Raw genomic sequence first — 14,587 nt, 5'->3', positions numbered from 1 at the left:
ACCATGCATCCTTTACCCCTTAACGCTACCAAGGACAATTCCTTTAACAAAATATTTCTGCAAGAAAGGATACGCCAAGATAATGGGAAGGGAGCCCAAGAAGATCTGTGAGGCTTTCAGCGTCCGATCAGAAATGAGAGCCATATTAATGGCCTCGTCACGTGATATATTGGTTAAATTTTGTTGAATGACGATGGTTTGAATGTAGCTTTGCAGGGGGTAATGACTAGGATCTCCCATAAGCAGGAGGCCGTCAAACCAACTGTTCCAATGTTCTACCATGGAAAATAAGGCAAGCGTTGCAAGCGCAGGCTTGGATATCGGCACATAGATTTTCCAGAGTGTCGTCCAATAGCTTGCACCGTCCATGACGGCTGCCTCCTCCAGCTCCTTAGGCACCTCTCGAAAGAAATTAAGCAGCAGAACGATGCTGAATACGGGAACCGCACCGGGCAGCACGAGCGCCCAGATCGTATCAAGCATATTGTACTGCTTAAGTGTAGAGTACCAAGGGATCAAACCACCATGAAAGAGCATGGTGATGAAGAAAATCCAAGCGTAAACCATTCGCATGCGAAACGCCTTTGTTTCCTTGGATAAAGGAAATGCGACGAGGATGGTTAAAAGCAAATTTAATGGCGTCCCGATCGCAATGCGCTCCAACGAAACAAGCATGGATTGCCAAAATGCTTCCCTACTAGCCGTAAACTTGTAAGAGGCTAATGTGAAGTCAACCGGCCACAGTTTCACATGACCTGCTGCCGCAGCCGTACTTGAACTAAACGAAACAGCAACGATATGAATCAATGGGAGGACACAAATTAACGATATGATGATGAGAAAGGACACATTCAAAGCGGAAAACCACTCGAATCGGAATCGACTCTTGGGTACCCGGATGTAGGTATCAGACACAGAACTGGGTGATGGTTGTACCACGGTTTTCCCTCCTCCTAGAAGATTCTATATTTTGCAAACCGATAAGCCACAAAATACGAACTTGAAATCAATATAAGCGAAACAAGTGATTTGAATAGTCCAACGGCTGTTGCAACACCGTATTGAGCATCCAATAATCCAATTCGATAGACAAAAGTATCTAGAATATCGCCGCTTTCATACACCTGAGGGCTATATAAATTGAACACCTGATCAAAGCCTGCGTTCAAAAGCTGTCCTAAACTGAGAACTGACAACAATACGATGACCATTCGCATACCGGGAAGCGTAATATGCCATACCTTATGCCAGCGATTTGCGCCGTCAATCGTGGCAGATTCATATAAGCCAGGGTCAATGCCCGTGATAGCCGCCAAATAAACGATCGTTCCATACCCAAAATTTTTCCATATATCCGATGAGACGAGCGTAAACGGAAACCAAGAATTGTCACCAAGGAAAAATATCTTATTCAAACCGAAAGCACCCAACAGTTGGTTAACAATACCGCTAGACGGGGATAAAATATCAATAAGTATCCCGCCAAGAACAACCCATGAGAGGAAATATGGTAAATAAATGGTTGTTTGCACACTTCTTTTAATGACCTCATTCTTCAATTCGTTAAGAAGAATGGCGAAAATAATTGGCACAATTAAACCTAGAATAAGTTTAAGACTGGAAATAAAGAGGGTATTCCACAGAACCTGATTAAAGCTGGGAAGGTTCATGACATATCTGAAATTATCCAACCCCACCCATCGCTGGTCACCGAACAATCCCTTTGCAGGAATGAATTTCTGAAATGCAATGACAATTCCCGCCATTGGGACATATGAGAATAGCACAATTAGTACTAATCCCGGTAACATCATTAGATGCAGCGGAAGCTCTCTCCACATTTTCCCGATACCCATAAAATAACCTCCATTGTCTCATGCATAAAAAGCAGAGGAAGGATGGTTAACCCGTCCTCTGCCCGTATCTACTTCTTCGTTGCTGCGTACCATTCATTGACTTCTTTCGTAATTTGCTCTCCGCCTAGCTTCGTCCAGTCTTTCACAAACTTATCGAATTCATCAACAGAGCCGCCCATAATGATTTTGGTGTATGTTTCATTCATTAATTTTTCTAAAGTTGATTTCCGCTCAACCATCGTTGGCGTAGGTGCGCCTACGAATTTATCCATTAGGAATTGACTATTTTTATCGTACTGGTCAACAACCCCTTCAGAGCCTTCCGGGCCATAAATGCGTTCCCATCCCCAGAGTGCAAACCCTTCTTTTGAGCCCGAATTGAAAGCCACTATCTTCTCTTGAATGGTTTTCGCTTCGCCCTTCAGGGTCGAGAAGTTGTTCGCTTTACGTGCCGCATCGATTGCTCTGAATGCCTCTACATTTTTCTTTACCGGACTCGGTGTTACCGGTGACAGTTGCCATACGCTCTCTGCTTCCGGCGGTGCATAGTATTTGTCAAACTCCGCCGTTTTGCCAAAGTTTTTCTCCAGATGCATATTAAACAGCTTAATAACAGCCTCAGGGTGCTTGAAACCCTTTTTAACCGCAAAAAACTTGCTTGTACTGAACCTCAGAGGAACTTTAGGTGTATCGCCGGACTCCGAAACGATTGGGAATGCCCGCCATTGTGCACTCGGGTCATTGTTACGGTTCAATTGAAGCGGCCAGATGGAATTCCACTGCTCGCCATACTCCATTCCGATCTTGCCAGCGGCTATTTGCTCAGATACCTTACCACCATCTTTAATGCCAAATTCCTGATCAATTTCTCCATTTTTAAACATGCCTTGAAGGGCTTGAAGCGCTTTCTTAACTTCCGGCTGTACGCCGCCAAAAACCAGCTTTCCGGATGCATCGGTAATCCACATATTCGGATAAGCCTTATACCCTGCCACGAACCCCTCTAAGCCTGTGGCTCCTCCCCACAAGGCTTTGTTTAAGCCTAGGCCAAATGTATCTTTTTTTCCATTGCCATCCGGGTCCTTCTCGGAAAATGCTTTAGAAATAGTTTGTACATCAGCCATCGTCTTTGGCGGCTGCAATCCTAATTTATTAAGCCAATCCGTACGAATCCAGATAAACATAGCACGTTCAAGTGAGGAATCGACCTGCGGGATCGCCATCAGTTTGCCATCAATCGTAGCAGCATCGAATGGGCTTTTCCCCTCTTGCGATAAGATCTCTTTGGTTAGGGGAGCCGCATATTTCTCATACAAAGCTGTCATATCTTCGATTTGGCCGGAATCTGCTAATTGCTTTAACTGAGTCGCGTTCACAGGGATAACATCTGGCAGATCGCCAGAGGCTAGCGTTACATTCAGTTTCTGTAAATACTGATCAGAAGTATCGCTCCCCTTTACGACCCAATTGTTTTTAATGGTGATCCCGAGCTGCTCCTTATAGAGACGCGTCCATCGGTTATCTTCAAACGATTCGCCCTTTAGCACACCGAGTACGTTATTTTCCACAACATCGCTGAGGTTCCGGACAAACGACACCTCAATTGGAGGATCATACTTGCCAAGCGGTTCTATATTTGCACTTTTCACATCGGTACTTCCAGCAGTGCTCACTGCTTCTTTCTGTTCCGTACTCGTTGGATTGTTCTGGCTGGTGCAAGCCGATATGAGCGTTGTCATGGCAAGCAAGGAAACAGACAACGCTTTCATTTTGTGTTGTTTTAGCTTCATGTACATCCCCCTATATTGAGTATTTAAAGCTATCACTGCAGTGACGTGGTTATGTTTTCATTATAGGGTGGGCCTAACATCCAAACAATGTACAACTCTTTACTTTACTTACCAGATCTTGTTGTATTGTAAGCGTAATCATTGCGTGCAAATTCCCTATACTCAACTGGCTTCTCTAATACCCGCTTCTCAAACTCTCTCAGAAAATGATGATAATGCACGTAACCGACTCCCTCTGCAATGGAGCGAATCGTGGCAGCAGATTCTGTAAGCTGTTTCTTGGCCTCTTCGATCCGCAGGTCATGAATATATTCAATGATACCTACACCATACTTCTTTACGAACGCATGGCCCAGATATACGGGATTCATATAAAAGCGTTTTCCGATTTCTTTGATCGTTAGTGGGGACTTATAATTTTCCTGGATATAGCGTTCAATTCCATATAGGGGATGGCCTGAACTAGATTCCCTCCGTTCCCTCAACCTACGCATATATTCGTTCAGATAGATCCAGACAGATTGCTCCAGAACCGTCAGCGATTTAGGCCGATTATGCAGCAGATTGCGGAACAACGGCCACATATCCACGGATGCCACTTCCAACTCTCGCAGCACATCCATACTCTTCAGGACCACATGTACACAGAGCATGCGCACCATTTCTGGCGCGATCTTTTTATTTTGGAACAAAGCGAATACTTGTTTTAAGATACTGGCTGCTTCTTGTTCCTGTAGTCGTTCCGCAGCACCAAGCAGTTCCTCCAACGTCGCCATCATCCCAAAATTATAACTAAACTCCAACCTGTCGGCAGTTTCGTAATCAACAAGTCCCTCATTATCATAAAAAAAGTGCTGGACGGATGCCTCCACAGCCCCAGAATAGGAGATATGCAATTCTCGGAGAAACCGAACGGGAGGGCCAATCGATACACATATCGCCACGCCCTGCTGTCGAAACCCGTCATAAACTTTCCCAGCCCGTTCCCGAACGTCCTCAGCACAGTCCACCACTAGACAAACCTGGCCAGGCATAAGGTCAACAACCATAACTTTGGGAGGAATAACATAGGAACTGCAAGATGCCAATTCCTCTTCACTCAACCCCTCTATCAGGATACACCTCCATCCTTTGGCTTCCTGATCCAACTCACCGATCTGCTTAGATACGCTTTCGTCCAGCTCTTCCAACTCCCCCCTGAGAAGGGGAGCAATCATGATTGGAAGCAGTTGACTGATCGTCATTTCCTGTTGCTCAAGCATCTGTTGTCGGGACGAAAGTTCCTCCATAACCTCCCCCAGAGTGGTTTCCCATTCTTCATCCATAACAGGTTTGAGCAGATAGTGACGTACCCCATATCGCAGTGCTGACTGTGCATATTTGAAGTCGCCGTAGCCACTCATGATGATAAAAATTGGCCGATAAGTCTCTGACAACAACTGAGCCTGACGGATTAGTTCCAGACCATCTATCACAGACATCCGAATATCTGTAATGACAAGTGAAGGTCGGCAATGCTTCATCAAACTCAAAGCTTCTTCCCCATCGGTGCACATGCCGCATACCTCAAACCCTAGCCCTTCCCAGTCAGCTAACATTCGGATACCTTCAAGGGCAATCGGCTCATCATCGACGAACAAAACTTTAGTCATGTGCTGCTGCCTCCTCCTGTGACAAGATTAGACGAATAGGGATTAGGATTGTAACAGACGTCTGTTCATACGCCTTGCTGTCTATCAAAAATAAGGAACGATCCTTGTAAAAAAGATTCAGCCGTTTATATACGTTTCTAAGGCCGATATTTTTCCCTTCGTCTTCTTCCACATGCAAGTTCTGGAGAATACTGTTCAGCTTGGCGGTGTCCATACCAATCCCGTTATCTTTGACCTTGATTATCAAATAACGGTCATCCAACCCTGCTGAAATGTGAATCCTCCGGTCCCCCTTCACAGATTGAAGTCCGTGCTTGCAGGCATTCTCTACTAGCGTTTGGATGCTCATCTTGGGAATCCGGCAGGAAAGTATTCTCGGATCGATATCCACTTCATAGGAAAACCGGTCCTGAAATCTGAATTTCTCAATCTGTAGATACATGTTAATAAAGCTAATTTCCTCTTCAATTGTCACCAGATCATCCTTCCAGCTGAGCAGCCTTCGCAAAATTTGAGAAAGGCTACGAATAATATCCGTAACATGCTCATATCGATGCTTCTTGCATACCACCAGAATGGCGTTGAGTGTATTAAACAGGAAATGCGGATCTACCTGGCTCTGCAGATAATTCAACTCCGCCCGTACTCTTTCCAATTCCAAGTCCTTCTTCTGGATCTCCAGCTTGTAGACATCGTTAATCAGATTGCGAATTTTCACCGTCATCAGATTAAAGCTGCGCAATAATCCGCCAATTTCATCCTTGCCTTCATACATGTTAATAGGCTCGAAACGCTCATTTTTAACCCATTGCATATGCTTGGAGAGCCGTCTGACTCTCAGATTGTAAGATTGAAGAATAGTAAAAACAAGTACCGTCGGAATTACGGTGCTGCACAAAGTGAGTATAATGCCAAATTTTATTACCGCATTCTGCTTTTGTTGAAATCGTGCTTGTTCTGGAATTCCAATTAATTTCCACCCACTCAGATAGCTGGCAGTTCCCAAGTTGCTGATAAAATTGCCATTAGCCTTGTTATTCGACGAATCTAAGTATTCTTTGGCTATAGCGGGCAGAAGGTTTTCCTTCGCAATGTAAGAGAGGTTCGAGTCAAGAACAACCCGATTGTTAGCATCTACAAGTTTGAATTGCAGATAGTTCTGCTCCTTTTTTAAAAGCTCCTGCAGCTTATCCAACTGCAAATCCACTCGTAAATACTTTGTGTAAGTCACCAAATCCGGAAAGTTCTCCAGCTTGCGAATAATGCTCACATAGACCCTCTTTTGCTGTGGATTCATCGGGTTAATATCCAAGTACGAAGAAACGATCACCTTCTCTTTCGTATCGGTCAGTTTCCGGTACCATTCGCTCTGTTTATCGCTATCCTTCAGTACAAAATAGCTCCCGCCGCTTCCAATTGTTGGGTTCGTTGTAAACACACCTAGCCAGGAAATGTACGGATACTGATCCGTATATGGACGCAGCTTGTCACGCAAGTAGCTGTCATAAGTCTCATAGTAAATTGACAAGTCGGAATAGGAGGCTTCCAGCTTTTCGTTGAAAGTGCGATCTGCCGCTACCGTGTTACCTATCGCCACGCTTTCGTTCACTATCTGGGTGAGCTCATAAGCTGCCCGATCCAAAGAAATCTGCAGATTTTCCCTCTCCCGACTTTGCGTATCCCGGCTATTCTGCACGTAGAACAGAATATTAATGCTCATAATTGGGAGTAAGACGCACAAAAGATAGATAAATAGAAACTTGTATTTGAGCGGTATGTCATTCACGATATGACTGAAAAGCTTCCATTTTCGGTTCATTGTCGATCTCCTATAGGGTATTTTCAGCCTTTTTTGTACGATGATGGGATTACGCCGGTCATCGCTTTGAACTTGGCACCAAATTGCTCAGGATCCGAGTACCCCACCATGTGGGCGATTTCGGTTATTTTCATCTCCGTACGGAGCAGTAGCTTCTTGGCCTCCGTAATGCGAACGGTATGTAAGTACTCATTAAATGCGAGACCACGCTGTTTCTTGAAGCGTTGGCCCAAGTGAGCCGCATTCACATGGAGATGTTCAGCCACATGTTGAAGCTGCAGCTTTCCGTGATAATGCTGTTTAACATAAGCTTCAGCGGCAGAAACAATATCGTCGATACCAGTACCTTTCTCCCTTGCGATCCACTCTGCTGCTTCCAGAAACTCTTTCAACATTCTGCTGTTCAGTTCTCCCACATTCTTCGGAAAAGGCGATGCAAACCATCTTCGAGTCCAGTTTTCCATATCTGCTCCTTGCTGGGCCAGTACTTGAAGAACCTCCAGCTTCAGCGTAGATAAGTTTGCCGCCACCCACGCTTCCGAAGAAGATAAAGTCATAAATAAATCAAGCGTAAGCGTGCGAACGGCATCTAGATCGCCATAGTTGACGGCATGGATGAGTGATGTCTTGGTTACCTCAGGGATCGATGGAGATTCCTCTGACATTTTGTCCTGATAATAGTGGACCATGGGAAGATTGGAGGGGAATTTGCAAACCTCTGCTGTAAGCGCTTCCTGATAGGCTCTACTTAATGAATTAACACCCCTAACCTCACTGCTGATTGCAAAAGAGAAGGTCTCACTGCATTCTTTTCGGATATGCGATACGAAACCATCTATGAACGGAACAGTTAATACAGAATCCTTTGCATCCACAGCAAGAATAAAACCATACCTGTTAGGCCCCACTACGAACGGATACACGCTTACTTCCGTCAAGACATCCGAATCCAATGCTACCCGAAGACGCTGAAACAGGCTGATCTGCTCTTGTTCTCTATCTTCCAACTTGCTGCAAACAAGGTAGATACAGCGAACTCTGGATTGCTCGTCCAGTTTCAGCAGGCTCCGCGCCTTGTCCACCCATTCCTTTCTGACGTCTCCCATCAAAAGCCGTGAAACCGTTTCAGCACGACTACGATCAATGATAGAGCGCTGCAGAGCTCGTTGTTCTGCCTCCGCTCGAATGTCCTCTGCAACCGCAAGAACTGCACTCTCTAATTCCACCTCGTCCAAAGGCTTCGTCAAATAATTGGAAACACCAAATTTCATCGCCTGCTGCGCATATTGAAAATCAGCGTAGCCGCTCAACACGATAAATTTCGTATCAGGAAAGCGCAAATAAACCTTTTCAATTAATTCCAAGCCATCAATGACGGGCATCCGAATATCAGTTATGATCAGATGAGGGCAGCTTTCCTCTATTAGCTGTAGAGCGTCCTCTCCGTCAAGTGCCTCTGCATATATTTCAAATCCAAGCTTGTGCCAATCAACTAGAAAACGTAACCCTTCCAGCATAATCGGCTCATCATCGGCAATCAGAACCTTCAACATTCCCATTTCACCTGATTTCCCTCTTGATATGAAACTATTATACGGTCCCGCCCATACATCCAGCAATGGAAAAGCCGTTTTAGTCCTCGGACTAAAACGGCTTTTTACAATAAATGCCCGAAGTCTTATTCTTTTACGCTGCCCAGATTTAAACCTACTACAAAGAAGCGCTGCAAGAAAGGATATACTAACAAAATTGGCACAGCAGTTACAATTGTGATGGCAGCCCGAACCGAAGCAGGGGTAACCATGCCTTTGGATTGGCCCGTGTTGACACCATTTAAGAGTGCCGGATCACTGTTACTACTCATTGTAGAGCCCAAGAGCTTCATCATCTCGTACTGGAGCGTACTTAATTTAATATTGGAAGAAGCGTACAAGAACGTGTCAAACCAAGAGTTCCATGAGCCAACCGCAATGAATAACGCAATGGTTGCCAAGACGGGGGTGCAGAGAGGAAAGATAATCCGCAGAAAAATCGTAAAATCTCCTGCACCGTCTATCTTCGCTGATTCAATTAAACTACCTGGGAGAGACTTGATATAGGTACGGATGACTATCAGGTTAAACGCACTAACCATCCCTGGAAGAATGTACACCCAAAAGCTGTTCAGCAATCCCAGTTGTTTGATCAGGAAATAATTTGGGATTAAGCCCGCATTGAAATACATAGTCAGTACGAAAAACACGCCAATGATTTTACGAAATAAATAGTGTGGCTGAGCCAACGTATAAGCTAGCATGGAAGTCAGAAACACACCTAACACAGTAAGCGCAACAGTCCTAGCGACCGAGATCCATGCAGCATGATAGATCGTTCCTGAGATGAAAATCGCTCGATAATTTTGCAAGCTCCACATCCTCGGCCATAAGTATAGGCCGCCCCGCAGCGTATCATTTCCTTCGTTAAAAGATACCGTCAACGTATGAAGAAAAGGATACAGAGTAACGATGACCAAGAAGAGCATAAAAAATCCGTTCAGTGTGTTGAATAGAATCGCTTCCAAGCGACTATTCTGGAAAGCAGCTGTTTTCATATCCAACCCCCTTATAACAACCGCTCTTCGCCGAGGCGCTTCGCAATATGATTCGCACCCAAAACCATTACAATGCTGACGATCGTTTTAAATATTCCCGCCGCAGTCGCCAACGAGTAGTTGCCAAGTGCTATTCCATATTTCAATACGAAAATATCAATCGTTTGCGACCAGTCCACAACCAGACCATTCCCAAGCAAATATTGCACTTCAAAACCCGCATCCAAGATATGGCCAACATTCATAATTAACAGAATAATGAACGTCGCTTTAATGCCCGGTAGGGTAACATAACGCATTTTCTGATACCGGTTCGCCCCATCCATGGAGGCGGCTTCATAAAGCGAAGGATCTATGGACGTAATCGCAGCCAAGTAGATAATCGTGTTCCAACCTACTTCCTTCCACACGTTGGCAGCACCGACAATACCCCAGAAATAATGTCCAATGCTAAGCCACATAATCGGCTCTTTGATGAAATGAAGCTTCATTAATACGACATTGACGATCCCATCCTCTACGGACAGCGTGGAGGCCACAATACCAGCCGCTATCACCCATGACAAGAAGTGGGGTAAATACGAAATCGTCTGTACCGTGCTTTTGAATATTTTTGTTCTGATTTCATTAAGAAGAAGCGCCAGCACGATCGCTGTTACAAATCCCAGTACCAAATTGATCAAGCTCATGCCCAGTGTATTACGGAGTACCTGAAGGAAGACATCATCACCCATCAGAAATTTAAATTGATCAAAGCCAACCCATTTCTGTTTGAGAAATGGCAAGGCCGGGCGATAATTTTGAAAGGCCATTAACCAGCCCCAAATGGGGACATAATTGAAAATAATCAAATAGATCAGAATCGGTAACGACATAAAGATCAACTGCTTTTGACTTTTTATCGTTTTCCAGCTGAATTCTACGCCAATTTCTCGATCGATCCATTTCTTTTTCTTAACAACTGCTTTCGCATCTTGTTTCAGTATAGTTTCGGCCATGATTACTCCCTCCCGAACCGAAATGTGTTATCTGTAAGCGGAGAAGACCTGGTCTCCTCCGCTCCTTGATAAGTACCTATGAATTATTTGCTGCTCCAGTTCTTGATCCGCCATTGAATCTGATCGTTAATACGATCTTCATAGGCTTTGACATTCGCTTTGGAAAGCTGATCGGTATATTCTTTCCAGACTTTTTCGAAATCCGTTGGGCTCGCCAAGACCGCTTTCGGCAAATACTTCACTGCCAGATCATTTATCTTAGTTTGGGCCACTTTTGCCGGGGATCCGTCGATCAAGTCGATGGACCACGCTGGATAATACACGGGATTATCAACAGGTGTTTTGAAGAACTCTGCCCAAGTCTTATGATTGTAAGCCTTCAAGACTTCCTGATCCACTGGCTTCAAGCTATCATAGAACTCCTGCGGCTGCGTGTTCGGATCAGTCGCGTTCCCATCGGTGTAAGTACCCTGCATTTTAGGTAAATTAAAGAAGAAGGCTTCTGCTTTATTGGCTAGCTTCCAGGTATTATCATTTTGCTGATCACGCTGTTCAGGAGTACGATAATATTTGCCATCCTTCACTTGATAGTCCTGACCTTGAACTCCCCATTGCAGCGTTTTCTGCCAATCTTCTGTCATCAAACTATCAAGGAATTTCAGTATTGCGATCGGATCTTTCGCCTTTACTGAAATGCCATAACCGCGATTGATGGTTAAAGCAGGACGATCCCGGTAATATTCCTTCGCACCTGGATAGAGCAAGGGGAAACCTACGTAAGTGCCGCCAAAATTACCCTGAGAAATCAACGACTTCTCGCCATCACCAAAGTTCCAATGCTGGTCAAACATACCGATAACTCGACCGCTAGCGATCTTAGCCAAGTACTGATCATAATTCTGCACAAGCGCTTCCTTGTCCAACAGTCCTTTACTGTTTACTTCGTTCAGTTTCTTGTAATAGTTCTTAGCTATATCCTTGTCAGCAAAAATGGATGCCTTGCCGTTATCTACCGTCACGCCGCCATCGTTCGGATATCCTGCCAAATGTTCTGGCGGATTCTGCAACGGAAAGGTTCTCCAATCGAAGTTCAGCGTCTCGAAACCGATTCTGTCGGGGTGCTGCTGCTTGGCCTTTTCTATAATGGCGAAGTAATCTTCCAGTGTCTTCGGAGTCGGCCATCCCTGCTCCTTCAGAATGTCCTTTTGCAACCAGAAGCCAGGTCCCTCGTAAGTCGTTTCAGTAAATGTTCCCGTGAATGCATTGTAACCCGGAAGTGCGTAGATATGTCCGCTTGCCGGATCCTTAATTTGGTTCCAAACATCCGCGTAATGCTTCTTCAGGTTCGGTGCGTACTTCTCGATCATGTCTTCCAGTGGCACGAATGCGCCTGCAGCGATCAGTTTGTCATCGCCAGTAATTACGTCTGGGTAATCGCCACCGGCAATCATAACACCTAGTTTCTGCGTGAGATCACCGACCAGAAATTCCATTTTTAAGCTGACGCCTGTTTTATCCTTAATCATCTTATAAATGCGATTGTCTGCCGTAGGCTGCTGGTAAGAGTTAGCAATGAACATAGAAATCGTCAACGGTTTAATAGCATCCGTACCTTGCGCAGCCACAGGACTTCCTGTGGTAGCTGGAGCCGTGCTAGAATCAGTTGAACCGCTGCCTGCGTCACTGCATCCTGACAAGATAACACTGAGAGTCAAAACAGGAACGATCATTCGAAGTGTAGTACGCTTCATTGGTAATGCCATTTTCTTTTTCCTCCCTTTCATATCTCCCTTTAAACGCTTACATCTTGATATATCTAATTATATCCACTAGGAATACGCTTACAATTCATAAACTAAAGGTCTTCCCCCTATAAATTAAAGGTAATTTTACATCTAATGAAAGAATCTCATAAACTTAAGGACATGCATAAGCTGGTTCTTCCTGCATTTTATTTATTGTAGCACAAGCTAGCTTCTGAATTGGATAGCGCTATACTACCCTTCTAATGAGAAAAAGCAGCCGATTAGGGTCGGCTGCCTCAGTGTCCTTATTCATCTACGGCAGAGCTAGATACATCCAATGTTAATAAAACTACAGAAGCTTTAGGAATTGTAACGGTAAGTTCGACTCCTACTGGTGAAATGTTCTGTTCCACGGGTGTAACTTTATATGGTTCCTCAAAAGAATTGCCATTCTTATGATTGTAAGAAGATAATACGACCATTGTCCCTGTGCTCGTATATTGGCCGCCGTGCAGATTGAACATGATCTCTTGATCCTCATCCACGGTTAAGTTCGCAAGTGTAACGGCAAGTATACCATCCCTGAACGATGCTGAGCAGGAGATGCTTGGAATATCATAGGTCTTTCCTTCAAATATGTAGGTTATGCTTTTACAATTGACTTCCGTTTTAAGACTTGTTGCATTCTGGTGAATTTTATACATATCGAACACGTAATAGCTTGTAGTTGCCACACAGGCATTACCCTTGGCAAGAAACAGGGAATGGATACAGTTGACAAGCTGAGCCACATTAGCCATGACAACTTTATCACAGTGGTTGTTGAAAATATTTAACGAAAGCGCCGCCAGCACTGCCTCTCTCATTGTGCTCATCTGCTCAAATAAATAGTTGCCCGGCAGCGGATGCCTCCCATTCTGCTGATGCCACACCCCCCACTCATCGACGACGAGTCCAATCGATGTTTCGGGCATTGCAGCGCGAATCATCTCATACTGGGATTGAATAAACGGCTCCATGTCCAGTCCGACCCGCATCATTTCATACCACTGCGCATCACTATATGTCAGCTCCGTGCCCATTCTTCCCGTATTAGTCACATAGTAGTGAAGTGAGTATCCAAACATGGGAGCAACTCGCCCCACCGTGTACATCTCTTTATACTTGTCAAAAAATTTAGCTGTCCACTCGGGAATATCTTCATACGGTCCGCATGCGATGAACTGAAGATCCTGCCCTACACTTTTGCTGATTATGCCGTACTTTCTGTAAATATGACAGTAATCCTCAGGTGTCATGCAGCCGCCGCCACCCCAATTTTCGTTGCCAAGCCCCCAATATTTGACGTTAAAAGGCTCCGGACTTCCGTTCTTCTCCCGTTCCTGCGCAAGTGTAGTTGTACCTTGCATCATGTTACAGTATTCAATCCAATTTCTAGCTTCCAAAACGGTTGTTGTCGTCGCATTCACAGCAAAGTATGGCTCTGCATTGACTAGATTGCAAAAATCAATAAACTCATGAGTACCAACCTGGTTAGATTCAAGCTTTCCGTCGTTCATATACCACCAATTAACGGTTGTGGGACGCTTCTCACTTGGACCGATGCCATCTCTCCAGTTGTACGTCTCCGCAAAACAGCCACCCGGCCAGCGGATAACAGATGGGTTAATTTCTTTTAATTTCTCAATAAGCTCCTGTCTGAATCCCTTTATATTAGGAATTTCAGAGTCCTCACCTACCCATATCCCATCGTAGACGACTCCGCCCAAGTGCTCAATAAAGTGTCCATAAATATTGGGATTAATGCGCCCTATCTCTTCATTCAGCCAAATGTCGATTGTAGTCATCATTTTCTCCCGCTCCTACCATTTAGGAGATAAAGGATAGGGACATGCCCTATCCTTTATTTTAGTCCGTATTTGAACAAGACAACCGCAATATTTACATGTTCCTCCATGTATATAACCGCTGCAGCCCTTACATTGAGCTAAGCGACTATGGCTTGTTTGCTCATCTACAAGCTCTATGTGCCTTGAATTAATCAGTATTTGCAGCATTGCCTCTATTTTTTCTGGTGTAACATCTATCGTCTCTGAGCAGTCCTTGCATGGACCGTGTTTGTTAGCCATCGGATATC

The 14,587-nt window shown here is 44.6% G+C and carries 11 protein-coding genes; all 11 read right to left on the bottom strand.

Going from position 1 to position 14,587, the window contains the following annotated elements:
• Positions 1-12 precede the first annotated feature (12 nt).
• Positions 13-900, bottom strand: a complete 888-nt coding sequence (locus GQF01_RS25630) for a carbohydrate ABC transporter permease (protein ID WP_161409951.1) — start codon at positions 898-900, stop codon at positions 13-15.
• A gap of 53 nt (positions 901-953) precedes the next feature.
• Positions 954-1,856 (bottom strand): ABC transporter permease, encoded by a 903-nt coding sequence (locus GQF01_RS25625; protein WP_161409719.1) that lies wholly within the window; start codon positions 1,854-1,856, stop codon positions 954-956.
• A 68-nt stretch (positions 1,857-1,924) separates the two neighbouring features.
• Positions 1,925-3,646, bottom strand: a complete 1,722-nt coding sequence (locus GQF01_RS25620; protein ID WP_161409718.1) for an extracellular solute-binding protein — start codon at positions 3,644-3,646, stop codon at positions 1,925-1,927.
• 104 nt (positions 3,647-3,750) lie between these two features.
• Positions 3,751-5,298 carry a response regulator transcription factor gene (locus tag GQF01_RS25615; protein WP_161409717.1) on the bottom strand — a complete coding sequence of 516 codons (1,548 nt, stop codon included), beginning with the start codon at positions 5,296-5,298 and terminating at the stop codon, positions 3,751-3,753.
• The gene (locus tag GQF01_RS25610) at positions 5,291-7,117 is read right to left on the bottom strand and encodes a sensor histidine kinase (protein ID WP_161409716.1); all 1,827 of its coding nucleotides are present in this window, start codon (positions 7,115-7,117) and stop codon (positions 5,291-5,293) included. Before GQF01_RS25610 ends, GQF01_RS25615 begins: the two co-directional genes overlap by 8 nt.
• A 23-nt stretch (positions 7,118-7,140) precedes the next feature.
• Positions 7,141-8,670, bottom strand: coding sequence for a response regulator (locus GQF01_RS25605; protein WP_161409715.1), 1,530 nt, complete (start codon positions 8,668-8,670; stop codon positions 7,141-7,143).
• A 125-nt stretch (positions 8,671-8,795) separates the two neighbouring features.
• The gene (locus GQF01_RS25600; protein WP_161409714.1) at positions 8,796-9,707 is read right to left on the bottom strand and encodes a carbohydrate ABC transporter permease; all 912 of its coding nucleotides are present in this window, start codon (positions 9,705-9,707) and stop codon (positions 8,796-8,798) included.
• Positions 9,708-9,718: 11 nt separating this feature from the next.
• On the bottom strand, positions 9,719-10,705 hold the full coding sequence (locus GQF01_RS25595; RefSeq protein ID WP_161409713.1) for an ABC transporter permease: 987 nt from the start codon (positions 10,703-10,705) through the stop codon (positions 9,719-9,721).
• Between the two features lie 83 nt (positions 10,706-10,788).
• A complete protein-coding gene (locus GQF01_RS25590; protein ID WP_161409950.1) occupies positions 10,789-12,456 on the bottom strand; it encodes a type 2 periplasmic-binding domain-containing protein in 1,668 nt (555 codons plus the stop codon).
• A 299-nt stretch (positions 12,457-12,755) separates the two neighbouring features.
• Complete coding sequence (locus GQF01_RS25585; RefSeq protein WP_161409712.1) at positions 12,756-14,300, bottom strand: alpha-N-arabinofuranosidase; 1,545 nt, start codon at positions 14,298-14,300, stop codon at positions 12,756-12,758.
• A gap of 12 nt (positions 14,301-14,312) precedes the next feature.
• The gene (locus tag GQF01_RS37125) at positions 14,313-14,507 is read right to left on the bottom strand and encodes a DUF6171 family protein (protein WP_407945425.1); all 195 of its coding nucleotides are present in this window, start codon (positions 14,505-14,507) and stop codon (positions 14,313-14,315) included.
• Between the last annotated feature and the right edge of the window lie 80 nt (positions 14,508-14,587).

The sequence above is a fragment of the Paenibacillus silvestris genome, from assembly GCF_009882985.1.
In the GTDB taxonomy this organism is placed as follows: domain Bacteria; phylum Bacillota; class Bacilli; order Paenibacillales; family NBRC-103111; genus Paenibacillus_E; species Paenibacillus_E silvestris.
This window is presented reverse-complemented; position numbering and strand designations above follow the sequence as displayed.

Excerpts from the sequence above, each read along its gene's own strand:
- GQF01_RS25625 (WP_161409719.1), bottom strand. The coding sequence starts at position 1,856 with ATGGGTATCGGGAAAATGTGGAGAGAGCTTCCGCTGCATCTAATGATG.
- GQF01_RS25620 (WP_161409718.1), bottom strand. The coding sequence starts at position 3,646 with ATGAAGCTAAAACAACACAAAATGAAAGCGTTGTCTGTTTCCTTGCTT.
- GQF01_RS25615 (WP_161409717.1), bottom strand. The coding sequence starts at position 5,298 with ATGACTAAAGTTTTGTTCGTCGATGATGAGCCGATTGCCCTTGAAGGT.
- GQF01_RS25610 (WP_161409716.1), bottom strand. The coding sequence starts at position 7,117 with ATGAACCGAAAATGGAAGCTTTTCAGTCATATCGTGAATGACATACCG.
- GQF01_RS25605 (WP_161409715.1), bottom strand. The coding sequence starts at position 8,670 with ATGTTGAAGGTTCTGATTGCCGATGATGAGCCGATTATGCTGGAAGGG.
- GQF01_RS25600 (WP_161409714.1), bottom strand. The coding sequence starts at position 9,707 with ATGAAAACAGCTGCTTTCCAGAATAGTCGCTTGGAAGCGATTCTATTC.
- GQF01_RS25595 (WP_161409713.1), bottom strand. The coding sequence starts at position 10,705 with ATGGCCGAAACTATACTGAAACAAGATGCGAAAGCAGTTGTTAAGAAA.
- GQF01_RS25590 (WP_161409950.1), bottom strand. The coding sequence starts at position 12,456 with ATGAAGCGTACTACACTTCGAATGATCGTTCCTGTTTTGACTCTCAGT.
- GQF01_RS25585 (WP_161409712.1), bottom strand. The coding sequence starts at position 14,300 with ATGATGACTACAATCGACATTTGGCTGAATGAAGAGATAGGGCGCATT.
- GQF01_RS37125 (WP_407945425.1), bottom strand. The coding sequence starts at position 14,507 with ATGCTGCAAATACTGATTAATTCAAGGCACATAGAGCTTGTAGATGAG.